General features: G+C 68.3%; 14 protein-coding genes. 3 read left to right on the forward strand and 11 right to left on the reverse strand.

Annotated features, from left to right (window positions below; translation table 11 throughout):
• Positions 1-9: 9 nt before the first annotated feature.
• From rpe to BHE01S_RS22765, 8 genes are all read right to left on the reverse strand, one after another.
• A complete protein-coding gene (rpe, locus tag BHE01S_RS22730; protein ID WP_042268013.1) occupies positions 10-714 on the reverse strand; it encodes a ribulose-phosphate 3-epimerase in 705 nt (234 codons plus the stop codon).
• Positions 715-736: 22 nt separating this feature from the next.
• A complete protein-coding gene (gene fba / locus BHE01S_RS22735) occupies positions 737-1,774 on the reverse strand; it encodes a class II fructose-bisphosphate aldolase (RefSeq protein ID WP_042268015.1) in 1,038 nt (345 codons plus the stop codon).
• A gap of 59 nt (positions 1,775-1,833) precedes the next feature.
• Positions 1,834-3,900: a transketolase gene (tkt, locus tag BHE01S_RS22740; RefSeq protein ID WP_042267912.1), complete on the reverse strand. Its 2,067-nt coding sequence runs from the start codon at positions 3,898-3,900 to the stop codon at positions 1,834-1,836.
• Between the two features lie 51 nt (positions 3,901-3,951).
• Positions 3,952-4,824, reverse strand: a complete 873-nt coding sequence (locus tag BHE01S_RS22745; protein WP_042267914.1) for a phosphoribulokinase — start codon at positions 4,822-4,824, stop codon at positions 3,952-3,954.
• 48 nt (positions 4,825-4,872) lie between these two features.
• On the reverse strand, positions 4,873-5,967 hold the full coding sequence (locus tag BHE01S_RS22750; RefSeq protein WP_042267916.1) for a class 1 fructose-bisphosphatase: 1,095 nt from the start codon (positions 5,965-5,967) through the stop codon (positions 4,873-4,875).
• A gap of 26 nt (positions 5,968-5,993) precedes the next feature.
• The gene (gene cbbX, locus BHE01S_RS22755; protein ID WP_245639833.1) at positions 5,994-7,001 is read right to left on the reverse strand and encodes a CbbX protein; all 1,008 of its coding nucleotides are present in this window, start codon (positions 6,999-7,001) and stop codon (positions 5,994-5,996) included.
• A gap of 56 nt (positions 7,002-7,057) precedes the next feature.
• Positions 7,058-7,486 (reverse strand): ribulose bisphosphate carboxylase small subunit, encoded by a 429-nt coding sequence (locus BHE01S_RS22760; protein WP_042267918.1) that lies wholly within the window; start codon positions 7,484-7,486, stop codon positions 7,058-7,060.
• A gap of 126 nt (positions 7,487-7,612) precedes the next feature.
• On the reverse strand, positions 7,613-9,112 hold the full coding sequence (locus BHE01S_RS22765) for a ribulose-bisphosphate carboxylase large subunit (RefSeq protein WP_042267920.1): 1,500 nt from the start codon (positions 9,110-9,112) through the stop codon (positions 7,613-7,615).
• A gap of 389 nt (positions 9,113-9,501) precedes the next feature.
• Here BHE01S_RS22765 and pqqA point away from each other — a divergent pair, with 389 nt between their 5' ends.
• The 3 genes from pqqA to BHE01S_RS22775 all read left to right on the forward strand — a co-directional run bounded on the left by pqqA (position 9,502) and on the right by BHE01S_RS22775 (position 11,105).
• Positions 9,502-9,576: a pyrroloquinoline quinone precursor peptide PqqA gene (pqqA, locus tag BHE01S_RS37060; protein WP_013342881.1), complete on the forward strand. Its 75-nt coding sequence runs from the start codon at positions 9,502-9,504 to the stop codon at positions 9,574-9,576.
• Positions 9,577-9,653: 77 nt separating this feature from the next.
• Positions 9,654-10,250 carry a DUF447 domain-containing protein gene (locus BHE01S_RS22770; protein WP_042267922.1) on the forward strand — a complete coding sequence of 199 codons (597 nt, stop codon included), beginning with the start codon at positions 9,654-9,656 and terminating at the stop codon, positions 10,248-10,250.
• Between the two features lie 87 nt (positions 10,251-10,337).
• A complete protein-coding gene (locus tag BHE01S_RS22775) occupies positions 10,338-11,105 on the forward strand; it encodes a (5-formylfuran-3-yl)methyl phosphate synthase (protein ID WP_042267925.1) in 768 nt (255 codons plus the stop codon).
• 43 nt (positions 11,106-11,148) lie between these two features.
• Here the strand turns inward: BHE01S_RS22775 and BHE01S_RS22780 are convergent, their stop codons facing one another.
• The 3 genes from BHE01S_RS22780 to BHE01S_RS22790 form a co-directional block, all read right to left on the reverse strand.
• Positions 11,149-11,739, reverse strand: coding sequence for an amino acid kinase family protein (locus tag BHE01S_RS22780; protein ID WP_042267927.1), 591 nt, complete (start codon positions 11,737-11,739; stop codon positions 11,149-11,151).
• Positions 11,740-11,816: 77 nt separating this feature from the next.
• The gene (locus tag BHE01S_RS22785) at positions 11,817-12,998 is read right to left on the reverse strand and encodes a hydantoinase/oxoprolinase family protein (RefSeq protein WP_042268021.1); all 1,182 of its coding nucleotides are present in this window, start codon (positions 12,996-12,998) and stop codon (positions 11,817-11,819) included.
• Positions 12,995-14,086 (reverse strand): ATP-grasp domain-containing protein, encoded by a 1,092-nt coding sequence (locus BHE01S_RS22790; protein WP_042268022.1) that lies wholly within the window; start codon positions 14,084-14,086, stop codon positions 12,995-12,997. The genes BHE01S_RS22785 and BHE01S_RS22790 overlap by 4 nt, the downstream gene beginning before the upstream one ends.
• Positions 14,087-14,097 lie beyond the last annotated feature (11 nt).

Below are 14,097 nucleotides of genomic sequence, written 5' to 3' on the forward strand. Positions count from 1 at the left end.
TGGACATGCTCAACGCGCCATGACCGCGCCCTCGCGCTCCTGCTGCCCCAGCGCGCCGCGCAACGCGCCAATGGCTTGCGCGTAGTCGCTCGCGCCGAACACGGCGGAACCGGCCACGAACACGTCCGCCCCGGCCTCGGCGATCTGCGCGATATTCGACGCCTTCACGCCGCCGTCCACCTCGACCAGCAAGCGTCGGCCCGTGCGCTGCATCGCGGCGTCCACGCGCTCGCGCACCAACCGCAACTTCGCGAGCGTGGCGGGAATGAACGCCTGGCCGCCGAAGCCGGGATTCACCGACATCACGAGCACCACGTCGAGCTGATCGATCACATGATCGAGCACCGTGAGCGGCGTGGCCGGGTTGAGCGCAAGCCCCGCGCGCGCCCCGCTTGCCTGGATGAGTTCGAGCGTGCGGTGCACATGCAGCGACGCCTCAGGATGAAAGCTGATGAGGCTCGCACCCGCCTGCGCGAAGGGCACCACGAGCGCATCCACAGGCGTGGTCATGAGATGCACGTCGAGCGGCACGTTCGCGTGCGGCCGGATCGCCGCGCACACGCATGGGCCGACCGTGAGGTTGGGCACGTAGTGGTTGTCCATCGCGTCGAGATGAAGCCAGTCCGCGCCGGCCGCCGTGACGTCGCGCACCTCGTCGGCGAGATGCGCAAAGTCCGCCGAGAGCAGCGACGGGGCAATCAGGAAATCGCGCATGGCCGTCTCCTTCACGCGGTGTTCAGTGGTAGCGGTGCGCCATCGCCTGGAGCGGCTGCGGCTTGATGCGCGGCGCCTGGCCCGCGCAGCCGAACGCCTCGAAGCGCTCCGCGCACAGGGCGCTCGCCGCCGCCGTGGCCGCCTTCAACGCGGCGCGCGGATCGAATTCGGCGCGCGCGTGTGCCATCGAGCGACGCATCGCGCCGCTCATTGCGAGCCGGATATCGGTGTCGATATTGACCTTGCGCACGCCGTGGGCGATGCCACGCCGGATTTCCTCGACCGGCACGCCATAGGTGGTGGGAATCTCGCCGCCGTATTCGCGAATGATCGCCAGCCACTCCTGCGGCACCGAAGACGCCCCATGCATCACGAGATGCGTATCCGGAATGCGCGCGTGAATATCGGCGATACGGTCGATCGCCAGAATGTCGCCCGTCGGCTCGCGCGTGAATTTGTAGGCGCCGTGCGAGGTGCCGATCGCGATCGCCAGCGCGTCGACGCCGGTGGCGTCCACGAAACGCTGCGCCTCGTGCGGGTCGGTGAGCAGGTCCTCGCGCGCGAGCCGGCCCTCTGCCCCCACGCCGTCTTCCTCGCCCGCCGCGCCGGTTTCGAGCGAGCCGAGGCAACCCAGTTCGCCCTCCACCGAAACGCCCACCGCGTGCGCGGCCTCCACGACGCGGCGGCTCACCTCGACGTTGTATTCATACGTGGCGGGCGTTTTCTGGTCCGGCATGAGCGAACCGTCCATCATGACCGACGTGAAGCCCGAGCGGATGGCCTGCTGGCACACGGCCGGGCTCGCGCCATGGTCCTGATGCAGCACGAGCGGAATGTCCGGATGCGCTTCCAGCGCGGCCAGCACGAGATGCCGCAGATACGGCTCGCCCGCGTATTTGCGCGCGCCCGCCGACGCCTGCAGGATCACGGGGCTCGCGGTGGCTTGCGCGGCCTGCATGATCGCGTGGATTTGCTCCATGTTGTTGACATTGAACGCGGGCACGCCGTAGCCGTGCTCGGCGGCGTGGTCGAGTAACTGCCTCAGTGCGATAAATGGCATTGCGGGCTCCTTGCAGTTGATGCAAACAATCTCGTCATACTGATGATTGAATTCGTGGTTCAAAGCGCGCCTTGCCTCACGCGCCGCGCCTCGTTGGCCACCGCGCTCGCGCTCAGATCGAAATGGGCGAACAGCGCAGCGGCGGGCGCCGATTCGCCAAACGTGTCGATGCCCACCACCCCTCCGTCGAGGCCCACGTATTGCCGCCAGAACGCGCGCACGCCCGCTTCGACCGCCACGCGCGGCACGCCCGGCGGCAGCACCGCGTCGCGCCACGCGCGCGGCTGGCGATCGAACGCGCTGGTGCACGGCATCGACACGACCCGCGCGCCTATGCCCTCCTGCGCGAGCTGCGCGGCGGCGTCGAGCGCCAGCGCGACTTCCGAACCCGTGGCGATCAGCACCACGCGCGCGAATGCCGGAGCGTCGTGCTTGCGCGGCCAGTCGCGCAGCACGTAACCCCCTCGCTCGATGGCGTCGATCTGCGCGTCGTCGCGCGCGACGAACGGCAGCGTCTGCCGGCTCAGCAGCAGGCAGGTCGGCCCTTCGCGTTCCACGGCGCTCGCCCAGGCGCGCGCGGTCTCGACTGTGTCGCAGGGGCGCCAGACGTCGAGGCCCGGAATCAGCCGCAGACTCGCCGCGTGCTCCACCGGCTGGTGCGTCGGGCCGTCCTCGCCCAGGCCGATCGAATCGTGCGTGAACACGAACACCGTTCGGGTTCGCATCAGCGCGGCCATGCGCAGGGCGTTGCGCGCATAGTCGGAAAACGTGAGAAAGGTCCCGCCGAACGGCAGATACCCGCGATGCAGCGCGACCCCGTTCATCACCGCGCTCATGCCGAATTCGCGCACGCCGTAGTGCAGATAATTGCCGCCCTGCAGGCCGCCTTCGTCGGCATGAACGGCGCGCGCGGCCGGCCAGTCGGTCAGGTTCGAGCCCGTGAGGTCGGCCGAGCCGCCCAGCAGCTCCGGCAACGCGCGCGCCAGCACGGCGATGGCCTGCTGCGACGCCTTGCGCGTGGCGAGCGACTGCGCGGCGCCGTTGGTGTCGCGCACCATGGCGCGCACCGCGTCGTGCCATTGCGCGGGAAGGGCGCCCGCCATCCTGCGCGCAAACTCGGCGGCTTCGTGGGGATACTGCTCGCGATACGCGCCGAAACGCCGCGTCCAGTCGGCCTCGGCGGCCTCGCCACGCGCCCGGGCGTCCCAGCTCGCGCGAATGTCCGCGGGAATGCCGAAGGGCGCATGCGGCCAGTCGAGCGCCTGCCGCGTGGCGGCCACTTCCTGCGCGCCCAGCGGCGCGCCGTGCACGTCGTGCGTGCCCGCTTTCGAGGGCGCACCCTTGCCGATGACCGTGCGGCAGCAGATCAGCGTCGGCCGCCCCACGCCGCGCGCGCCGCGCAAGGCGCGGTCGATCGCCTCGACGTCGTGCCCGTCCACGTCGCGCACCACATGCCAGCCGTAGGCCGCGAAGCGCGCGGGCGTGTCGTCCGCGAACCACTGCGCCACATGGCCGTCGATCGAAATGCCGTTGTCGTCGTACAGCACCGTGAGCTTGTCGAGCCTGAGCGTGCCCGCGAGTGAGGCCGCCTCGTGCGAAATGCCTTCCATGAGGCATCCGTCGCCGGCAAAGACATAGGTGCGATGATCGACGATCGTGTGCGCGGGCCGGTTGAACTCGCGTGCGAGCAGCGCTTCGGCCAGCGCCATGCCCACGGCGTTCGCGAGGCCCTGGCCGAGCGGCCCCGTCGTGGTTTCCACGCCGGGCGTCACGCCCGCCTCGGGATGCCCCGGCGTCTTGCTGTGCAACTGGCGAAAGCGCTCGAGTTCGTTGATCGGCAGGTCGTAGCCCGTGAGATACAGCAGCGCATAGAGCAGCATCGAGCCGTGCCCGTTCGAGAGCACGAAGCGGTCGCGGTCGGGCCAGGCCGGATTGCGCGGGTTGTGTTTCAGGTGCCGGTCCCACAGCGCCACGGCAATCTCGGCCATGCCGAGCGGCATGCCCGGATGACCCGACTTCGCGGCCTCCACCGCATCGACGGCGAGCATGCGCAGGGCGTTGGCCATCGGACGGGTTTCGCGCGTGGCGGCGGACGGTGCGGCGGCAGTTTCAGCGACGGTGCTCATGGTTGATCTCCTGTAAAACGATAAGCGGTGTTTCGCTGAGCGGGGCATACCTCAGGCGCGCGCGCGCCGGTCGATCAGTTGCAGGATCATGGGCGTGAAGATCAACTGCATGGCGAGCCCCATCTTTCCGCCCGGCACGACGATCACGTTGGGTCGCGACATGAACGAGTCGTGCAGCATGGTCAGCAAATACGGGAAGTCGATGCCCTTGGGCCGCGCGAAGCGGATCACGACGAAGCTTTCGTCGGGCTGCGGAATCTCGCGGGCCGTGAACGGATTGGACGTGTCCACGGTCGGCACACGCTGGAAATTCACATGGGTGCGCGAGAACTGCGGGCAGATGTAGTTCACGTAGTCGGGCATGCGGCGCAGGATGGTGTCGACCACGGCTTCATGCGAATAGCCGCGCATGGTCTGGTCGCGATGCAGCTTCTGGATCCACTCGAGGTTGATGATCGGCACGACGCCGATCAGCAGATCGGCATGGCGCGCGATGTCAACGCCCTCGCTCACCGCGGCGCCATGCAGCCCTTCGTAGAACAGCAGGTCGGTGTCCGGGCGCACGTCCTGCCATGGCGTGAACGTGCCCGCGTCCTGCTTGTAGAGCCGCGTTTCCGACGCGTCGTGAACGTAGTGGCGCAAGCGCCCCGAGCCGCTCTCGCCGTAATGCGCGAACAGCGCTTCGAGTTCTTCGAGCAGGTTCGCCTCCGGGCCGAAATGGCTGAAATTCGGCATGCCGTCGCGCTCGTGCTGCTGCATCGCCTCGCGCATGCCGAGACGGTCGTAGCGATGGAACGCGTCGCCCTCCACGATCTGCGCGTCGATCTTTTCGCGGCGGAAAATATGGGTGAAGCTCTTCATCACGGTCGTGGTGCCGGCGCCGCTCGAACCGGTCACCGCGATGATCGGGTGCTTGATGGACATGCGCTTGTCTCCTGGGATAGGTGTTCTCTTTTTCCGCGCGGCGCGCGATCAGGCCGTGAAGCCCGGCAGGAACAGCGAGCGCCGGCCGAAAAGCGGCGACGTGAACGGCTGATCCGTGCCGCGGTCGTATTCTTCGTGGTAGCGGCCGATGCGCTCCACCTCGCTGCGCGAGCCGAGTATCACGGGCACGCGGCCATGCAGCGTGCGCGGCACCACATCGAGAATGCGCTCGCGTCCCGTGATCGCGAGTCCGCCCGCCTGCTCGACCAGAAAGCTCATCGGGTTGGCCTCGTAGAGCAGGCGCAGGCGCCCCTCCATGGCCGGCGTTTTCGAATCTCGCGGGTACATGAACACGCCGCCGCGCATGAGGATGCGATGCACCTCCGCCACCATCGAAGCGATCCAGCGCATGTTGAAGTCGCTCGTGCGGCAGCCGCTGCGCCCGTCCTTGCACTCCTGCACGTAGCGGCGCACGGGCGGCTCCCAGAAGCGCTCGTTGGACGCGTTGATCGCGAATTCGCAGGTTTCGTCAGGAATACGAATGTTCGAATGCGTGAGCACGAAATTGCCGATGTCGCGCTCCAGCGTGAAACCGTGCGTGCCGTTGCCGACCGAGAGCACGAGCATCGTCGACGGCCCGTAGACGGCGTAACCCGCCGCGACCTGCTCGCTGCCCGGTCTGAAAAACGCGGCTTCGTCCACGGCCGCGCCGTCATGGCGCAGCACCGAGAAGATCGAGCCCACCACGCCGTTGATGTCGATGTTGGATGAGCCGTCGAGCGGGTCGAAGGCGAGCAGATAGTCGCCGCGCGGATAACCCGGCGGTATGGGGTAGATGCGCTCCATTTCCTCGGACGCCATGGCGGCGAGCAGCCCGTCCCACTCGCATTGCTGCACGAAGGTCTCGTTGGTGGTGAGATCGAGCTTTTTCTGCTCTTCCCCGTGCGTATTGAGGCTCAGCGCGGAGCCGTAGTTGCCGCCCAGCGCGCCCTTGGTAAGCATGGACGAGATCGACTTGATCGCGGCGGCAACGTCGATCAGGAGCGCGGCGAGCCCGGCATTGCGCGCCTCGCCCGTGCCGCCCGGCTGACGATCGAGCGTGTCGATCAGGAACTTGGAAAGGGTCGTGCGGCCGTCTTGCATGGCGATCTCCAGAGTCAGGTGTTCGGTCAGCCCGGCGGCGCGCTGCGTGGCCCAGCCTGTGTCTGAGCCTCGGTATGCGCCGCGGAAAAAACGCGGCTCGCGCGCACGTCGGCGGCGCCGATCAGCGTGAGCGCCGCGGCGTCGAGCGGCGCGTCGTTTTGCATCGTCGTGGCGAAAAGGCGATTGGCCTGGCGCAGGCGCGCGCGGTCGAGCGCGTTGCGCACGGAACGCGCGTTGGCGAAATTCGGCTGCCGAATGCGCAGCGCGAGATAGTCGGCGAAGGCGCGGCGCGAGTCGGCGTCGAAACGGTAATGCATCGTCGCGAGCATGCGCTCCGCGATGTCGAGCAACTCCGTTTCGCCGTAGTCGGGAAACGTGAGGTGATGCGCAATGCGCGAACGAAAGCCCGGATTGCTCTCGAAGAACACCGCCATGCGCTCGGCGTAGCCGGCCAGAATCACCACCAGGTCGTCGCGCCGGTTCTCCATGGTCTGCAGCAGGATCTCGATCGCCTCCTGGCCGTAGTCGCGTTCGTTCTCGGGGCGATAGAGGTAATACGCTTCGTCGATGAAGAGCACGCCGCCCATCGCGCGCTTGAGCACGTCGCGCGTTTTCGGCGCGGTATGGCCGATGTACTGGCCCACCAGATCGTCACGCGTGACGGAAACCAGATGATTGCGGCGAATGTAGCCGAGCCGGTGCAGCACTTCGGCCATGCGAAGCGCCACCGTGGTTTTGCCGGTGCCGGGATTGCCGCTGAAGCACATGTGCAGCGTAGGCGCGCCCGCCGCGAGGCCGAGCGCGCTACGTGCGCGCTCCACCAGCAGGTGCGCGGCGACTTCGCGGATGCGCGTCTTCACCGGCGCGAGCCCGACCAGATCGCGGTCGAGTTCGGCAAGCACGTCGCCGATGCCGGAGTCGCGATACAACGCGGCGAGATCGATCTGCTGCGGCTGCGGTTGCGACTCCACGGCCTGCTCGCCGTCCTGGGCGAGCGTGTGCGCATCGGCTTCCATGGTGGTGACTTCGTTCATGGCCCCTCCCTGGGCGAATGGCGCGGTTCACGCGCGCCGGGCGGCACGGCGCGCGTTCAACCCGCGCTTGCGTAACGCTCGCCGGCAGGCCGCTCGCTCGCATAGCCCGAAATGCCGTAGCGCTGCACGCGCCCTTGTGCGTCCGTGCGGTCGAGACGAAAACCCGGTTCTTCGTCGGGGCGGTTGACGATGAACGACAGGCGCATCGTCTCGAAGCCCCGCACCGAATCGAAGGCATTGACCTTGATGTAGTGCTCAGGACGCGCGGCGCGGCAGGCCCGCACTTCCTGGAGCACGCCCGCCGCGTCGTGCCGATCGAACATGGGCAGGCCCCACATTTCCCAGTAGGTGTTGCGCGGATGCGGGTCGTCGGTGAACTCGACCGAACAGGCCCAGCCCTGGCGCAACGCATAGTCGATCTGCAAGCGGATTTCCTCGTCGGTCAGATCGGGCAGGAAGGAAAACGTACCTTGGGTAAGACGCATGACGCACCTCGTCGATGAATGCGGCGTTCGTAATGGCGAAACCGGTAAGCAACAAAGGGACCCGCGGCGTCCCTCGCCATTTTGCGAGAGCGTGCCTGACGCTGCGGCTCGTCCTGCGCTGGCGCCTCAGGCCGGAGTGGGCGTGACGGCGAAATCGGGCGTGTCGGTCGACGCGTAGTTGAACGTCACGTCGCGCCACGTATCGAGCGCCTGCTTGAGCGGCGTGCAGCTGCGCGCCGCGGCTTCGAGAATGTCGGGGCCTTCGTGCACGATGTCGCGGCCTTCGTTGCGCGCCTTCACCATCGCTTCGAGCGCCACGCGGTTGGCCTGCGCCCCCGCCTGAATGCCGCCCGGGTGACCGATCGTGCCGCCGCCGAACTGCAGGATCGCGTCGTCGCCGAACAGGTTGAGCAACTGGTGCATCTGCCCCGCGTGAATGCCGCCCGAGGCCACCGGCATCACCTTGCGCAAGCCGGCCCACGGCTGGTCGAAGAAGATGCCGCGCGCGAGATCGACTTCGTTGTGCGCCTCGCGGCACACGTTGTAGTAGCCCTGGACGGCGAGCGGGTCGCCTTCGAGCTTGCCGACCGCCGTGCCCGCGTGCGCATGATCGACGCCGGCCATGCGCAGCCACTTGGCGATCACGCGAAACGAAATGCCGTGATTGCGCTGACGCGTGTACGTGCTGTGCCCCGCGCGATGCAGGTGCAGGATCATGTCGTTCCTGCGCGCCCAGCGTGCCATGGACTGGATCGCGGTCCAGCCGATCACGAGGTCGATCATGACGATGCACGAGCCCAGTTCCTTCGCGAATTCGGCGCGCTCGTACATGTCTTCCATCGTGCCTGCCGTCACGTTCAGATAGTGACCCTTGACCTCGCCCGTTTCGGCCTGCGCGCGGTTCACCGCTTCCATCGAGAACAGATAGCGGTCGCGCCAGTGCATGAACGCCTGCGAGTTGATGTTCTCGTCGTCCTTCAGAAAGTCGAGGCCGCCGCGCAGTCCTTCGTACACCACGCGCCCATAGTTCTTGCCCGACAAGCCGAGCTTGGGCTTGACCGTCGCGCCGAGCAGCGGCCGGCCGTATTTGTCGAGGCGTTCGCGCTCCACGACGATGCCGGTCGGCGGCCCCTGAAAGGTCTTGAGGTAGGCCACCGGAATGCGCATGTCTTCCAGACGCAGCGCCTTGAGCGGCTTGAAGCCGAACACGTTGCCGATGATCGACGCCGTGAGGTTCGCCACCGACCCCTCTTCGAACAGGTCCAGCTCGTAGGCGATATACGCGAAATACTGCGGCTCGCCCGCGCTCGAGGCCGGCACCGGGTCGACGCGGTACGCCTTCGCGCGGTACATGTCGCACGCGGTGAGGCGGTCGGTCCACACCACGGTCCACGTGGCCGTGGACGATTCGCCCGCCACCGCCGCGGCCGCTTCCTCCGGCTCCACGCCGGGTTGCGGCGTGATGCGAAAAAGCGCGATGACGTCGGTGTCCTTGGGCGTGTAGTCGGGTTGCCAGTAGCCCATCTCGCGGTATTTCATGACGCCCGCGGCATAACGCTCGCGCGGGTTGGCCGCATTGCGCTGCGGAGCAAGGGAGTCGATCACCGGCTGGCTGAAGTCGTTCATGACGTTTCCTCGAAGGTGGACTGGCGCGCTACCGGAAGAACGAAGCGCCTGAGTGCACTCTAGGCAAGGACGTCACCCTTGAAAATTCACGATTTTATTCGGGAGACTTAACTGATCCGTTATCGATTGCGCCGGCGTGACACGTCAGCCCGCCGCACGCGGGGCGCATGGAACACTTTGCTGCGTTCCAGGTACAGTGCGCAGCGGCGCGCCTGGATCACGGCGGACAGGCGCGCGATCGAAGCGCAGCGGCCACGGCCTTCGCCTCGTGCGGCGCCTCGCCCGGCATGGAGCTTGCGTGGCAACCCGGGCCCTGTCGCCTGGCGAAGCGCCGGACCGGGGCACCAGGCCGTATCACCTCACGACGTCTTACCATGGAGGATGCATCTATGCAGTGGACAACGCCGAGCTACACCGATATGCGTTTTGGTTTTGAAATCACGATGTATATCGCTACGCGGTAGGCACCGCGTGGGCCGCGCATGCGGCCCTTACCTGGATGCTGGATGGTGCGTCACCCGCGGAACCCGCGCACTCACTCATGATTCACGAAACGATCGTCACCACGGCAGCGCCCGGCGGCCATCCGCATATCGCGCCAATGGGCGCCCGCTACGAGGGCGATTTCGTCATTCTGTCGCCGTTTCGTCCCTCGGTCACGCTCGATAACATCGTGGCGTCGCGCGCGGCCGTGCTCAATTTCACCACGGACGTGCGCGTGTTCGCGGGCTGCGTCACGCATTGCGCGGCCGACTGGCCCACGCGCGTGGCGAGCCGCGTGGCGAGCGTGAGGCTCGCCGAATCGCTCGCGCACGCCGAACTCGAACTGGAGGAGCTGCGCGACGATCCACAACGTCCCGTGCTGCGCATGAAGTGCGTGCACCGTGAAACCCACGCGCCGTTCACCGGCTTCAACCGCGCCCAGGCCGCCGTGGTGGAAGGCGCGATTCTCGTGAGCAGGCTTTTCATGCTGCCGCCCGACAAGGTCGATCGCGAAATGGCGTATCTGCAGATCGCCATCGACAAGACCGCGGGCGAAGCCGAGCGCACCGCCTGGGGCTGGCTCACCGCCGCCATCGTGCGTTATCGCGCGGACGCCGGATCGCCGCCATCGTCCGGTGCGTCCGGCTCGCCCTGATCGCGGGGCCGGTCCGCCAGCCGCTCCCGCCAGATGCCTTTCCCCGTGCATCCACGTGCATGCACCTGCATTCTTCGGAGAACATCGATGACCGCATTGCTCGCGAGCGTCCGCTCGCACGACGAAGCGCTCGACGCCGTCGCGGCCGGCGCCGAACTCATAGACCTGAAGGAGCCCGAAGCGGGCGCGCTGGGTGGTCTCGCGACCGGCGACGTCGCGCGGATCGTAGAGACGCTGCGCGCCCGGTATCCGGTCAAGCCGATCAGCGCGACGATCGGCGACGTGCCGTCGCACGCGCTCGACGAGATCGCGGCGCGCGTGATCGAGGTCGGCGCAACGGGGGTCGATTATGTGAAGGTCGGTGTCGCGCCCGGCCCCGCGGCCCTGCGCTGTCTCGACTTGCTGGCCAGCCTGCCGGCCGCGGTGATACCGGTTTGGTTGTGCGACGCCGAGCCCGGCGGTGAAACAGGCGCGGCGGCGACCGCAGACCTGGTCGCCCATGCGCTCGAACTCGGCTTCGTGGGCATGATGTTCGACACGGCGGGCAAAGATGGCCGCACCCTGTTCGATCACGTGGATGCGGACTCGCTCGCGCACTGGCTACGGACCGCGCGCGAACACGGCACGCTGTGCGGCATCGCCGGGTCGCTCGGCTGGGACCAGCTGGAGCAGATCCGCGCGCTCGCGCCCGACGTGGCGGGTTTTCGCACGGCGCTGTGCGTGGATGGCCGCCGCTCGCGGCTCGATCCGCAACGCGTCGCGCAGTGGGCCGGCGCGCTGCACCGCAGCAGCGGCGACTACGTGCCAGGCCGGTCCGCGCAGGCGCCGGAGGCCGCGCGCGTGCCGCGGTTCTGAGCAACGTGTCGCGGGGTTCCGGCGCATCGCGCGCCATTGCGCGTCACGTCACCGGCGTGTTCAGCAAACGGTCGCGCATCAACTCCACGTGGTCCTTGTTGAACAGCTCGACCACGTAATTAGCCTCGCTCACATAGTCGACGAAACGCCGGTCGACCACGCCCGCGGCGGCGAGCGTCTCCAGCGGCGTGTCGCCGTCGAGCGGGCACGACTTCACCACGATCAGGCGCTCGGCGTTGAGCATCGTCGAGAGCCAGGCGGCCAGGCTGTCCGAGGTGGTGTCCCAGTTGCTCATCGCGTCCGGCGTGTCGCGCATGAGCGCGGTCGGCACCCACACGGCGACATGGCCGTCGCGCAGCGCGCGGCGGATCTTCGCCTCGCTCGTGGCGAGCACGAGTTCGGGCAGCACGCCTTGCATGAGCAGCGCGTATTGCGCCATGGCGAGCAGACACATGTTGTGCGCGGCCAGGTCGTCGAAGCACCACTCGCTCTGGTATTGCCGGACCTTGTCCGCGAAATCGCCCCCGCCCGGCACGACGACGACGCGCCCGCCCCCCACTTCGCACAGTTCGGTGAGCCACAGGCGTAGCATCGGCTCGTGACTCAGGCTGCCCCCGATCTTGACCACCCACATGATCGTTGTCCTCGTTTCCGGTTGACCGCGGAAGGCCCGCGTTTGCCTGCCTGTGCTGCACTGCCTGTCCTGATCCCTCAGGCGTCCTCCGGCGCCGCTCGTGCGGCCCGCGAAGGCGCGCCGCCGCTATCGAGAAGGCCTTGCGCCGAGCGCGCTGCGGCGAGCAGCGCCACCGCCACGCTCGGCGCGCACGTCGCTGCCCAATCCTCGCGTTCCGCAAATTCCGCACCATGGGCCCACCGCGCCGCCCCTGCGGCGAGCGCGCCAAAGTCGACATACCCGCGCGCCGTCTCGCGCGCCAGTTCGGCCACGAGAAAGCGTCCGCATCCGGCGCCCACCAGCGGCGCGCCAGCCAGCGCGGGATGCGCCGCCACCACGCGCGCGAGGTTCGCGCCGATCTCGCGCCGCTGCGCTTCGCGCCAGCGCTGCGCGAACGCGCGCCAGTCGGCGTCGCTCGCCTCGCCGGCGTCCCGGCCGATCATGCGCGCGATGCGCGCGCGGCTCGCGGCCGGCGTCTTCGGCCCGTTGTCGGCGCCCGGATGCTGGTCGTAGTGCGGCGCCAGCTCGCCCGTGAGCCGGTAGACGTCGGCCGTGGTCGCGAACCATTCGTTCATCACGTTCACCTGCACGCCGCCGAACGCCACGCGCTGCGCGAGCGCGCACAACGGCGTACGCACGACGCCCTGGTACACCAGTTCGCCCGTGGCGAGCCGCTCCGCGTCGGTCGCGGCGCGGGTGGCGACACGGCCGCCTGCGATGGGAATGATGTCGGTGGTGGTGCTGCCGATGTCGACCAGCAGCGCGTGGGATACGCGCGCGGCGACCCAGTGCGCCGTCGCGAGCCAGTTCGCCGATGCGACGCTGCGCCAGCCCGCTTCACACGCGGCCGGGCTGAACCAGCCGGCGTCGCCCGCGTAAAAGCCCAGGCCCGGCCCGAGCCGCGCTGCAAGCTCGGCCACGATCGCACGCACGCCTTGCGCGCGATTCTCGAAGCAATCCGCCATTTCGCCCGTCATTGTCACGGCGTGCTGCGCGGCGCTCGCCTGCGCGGCGGGCCAGCGCGCGAACACGCGGTCGATGGTGCGCGTGAGGTGATCGAGCCCCTGCCACAGTGGACACGCCCATTGCGCGATGTCGAGCAGACCGCCATCGGCGTCGGTCATGGCCACTTTCACGTGCGCGCCGCCCACGTCCCAGCCGAACGTCGCCGCCGCGCGCACGGCGCTTCGGCTCGCGGCATCGAGGCGTGCGCCATTCATGGCCGCACCCCGCACGCCGGCCCCGCGGCGCCGCACGCTTGCGGCTCATCACGGCGCTCGGGGCGCACGCCGTGCGCCGCCAGCAGGCCGGACGCGAGATTCGCCCCGAGCGCCGCCGAAAGACCCGCATAAGCGACCGTCAAGCGCGGATTGACTTCGATCACCACCGGTCCGCGCTGCGGATGCCACACCACGTCGATCCCGGCGAAACCGCGCAGGCCCGGCAGCGCCTGCGCCACGCGTTGCGCGAGCGCCGCGAGTTCGCGCCCCTTTTCGCTCGAAAGCGCGATCTGATTCACGCTCACGCCGTCGAATTCAAGGACGGAGGCCGCGTGCGCTTGCGCTTCGCCAGCGCCATCTGAGCGGTCCATCGCGCTCACGCCAATATGCTGCCGGTTGATGCTGACGAGTTCGGCGCGCCCGTCCTCGCAGATCAGCGAGAGGCTGAGCGGTTCGCCTTCCACCCACGCCTGCAGCACGGGATTGCGCGCGGCCGCAGCGCGCGCTTCGTATTCCGCGCAAGCCTGGGCGAAGCGATCGAAGACGAAAGTGTCGAGGCCGCCCGCGCCGTCGTCGGGCTTCACGACCCAGCGGCCGCCCTCGCTGCCCCCATGCGCCGCGTCCGCCAGGCACTGGCCGGGCTCGACGGCGGGCGTCGTCGCGATGCCGTGCGCCGCAAGGCATGCGCTCGTCGCGCTCTTGCTCGACGCCACGCGGATCGCTTCCTTCGCGCAGCCCAGCCAGCGCGCCGCGCCCACGGCGTCGTAGAGATGCAGCAGCAGGCCGTCGCATTCCGGCGCGATGATCCAGGCATAATCGTGCTGGCGCGCCACCCGGGCCACGAAGGCGGTCATCTGCTCGCCGGGCGCCGCCGTGCAATGCGCGAGCGGCGACGTCACGGTCTCGAAGCGCGAACTGGCGAAGCTCACGCTCACGCCGTCGAGCACGCGCAGGTCGTTCACCAGCGCGTCGCGCATCACCCGGCCCTCGACGATCAGCGCGCTCAGGTCGGCGAGGTTGCCCGCGCCCGCGTGCGCCGGGTCGATGCCGCCGCCGGTGAGATACTCGAACACAAAGATCTTGATCAAAGGATGCGCCC

The organism is Paraburkholderia heleia NBRC 101817 (assembly GCF_000739775.1).
GTDB classification, from domain to species: domain Bacteria; phylum Pseudomonadota; class Gammaproteobacteria; order Burkholderiales; family Burkholderiaceae; genus Paraburkholderia; species Paraburkholderia heleia.

Bases quoted from the DNA above. Each gene is read 5' to 3' on its own strand.
- rpe (WP_042268013.1), bottom strand. From the start codon at position 714: ATGCGCGATTTCCTGATTGCCCCGTCGCTGCTCTCGGCGGACTTTGCG.
- fba (WP_042268015.1), bottom strand. From the start codon at position 1,774: ATGCCATTTATCGCACTGAGGCAGTTACTCGACCACGCCGCCGAGCAC.
- tkt (WP_042267912.1), bottom strand. From the start codon at position 3,900: ATGAGCACCGTCGCTGAAACTGCCGCCGCACCGTCCGCCGCCACGCGC.
- BHE01S_RS22745 (WP_042267914.1), bottom strand. From the start codon at position 4,824: ATGTCCATCAAGCACCCGATCATCGCGGTGACCGGTTCGAGCGGCGCC.
- BHE01S_RS22750 (WP_042267916.1), bottom strand. From the start codon at position 5,967: ATGCAAGACGGCCGCACGACCCTTTCCAAGTTCCTGATCGACACGCTC.
- cbbX (WP_245639833.1), bottom strand. From the start codon at position 7,001: ATGAACGAAGTCACCACCATGGAAGCCGATGCGCACACGCTCGCCCAG.
- BHE01S_RS22760 (WP_042267918.1), bottom strand. From the start codon at position 7,486: ATGCGTCTTACCCAAGGTACGTTTTCCTTCCTGCCCGATCTGACCGAC.
- BHE01S_RS22765 (WP_042267920.1), bottom strand. From the start codon at position 9,112: ATGAACGACTTCAGCCAGCCGGTGATCGACTCCCTTGCTCCGCAGCGC.
- BHE01S_RS22770 (WP_042267922.1), top strand. From the start codon at position 9,654: ATGATTCACGAAACGATCGTCACCACGGCAGCGCCCGGCGGCCATCCG.
- BHE01S_RS22775 (WP_042267925.1), top strand. From the start codon at position 10,338: ATGACCGCATTGCTCGCGAGCGTCCGCTCGCACGACGAAGCGCTCGAC.
- BHE01S_RS22780 (WP_042267927.1), bottom strand. From the start codon at position 11,739: ATGTGGGTGGTCAAGATCGGGGGCAGCCTGAGTCACGAGCCGATGCTA.
- BHE01S_RS22785 (WP_042268021.1), bottom strand. From the start codon at position 12,998: ATGAATGGCGCACGCCTCGATGCCGCGAGCCGAAGCGCCGTGCGCGCG.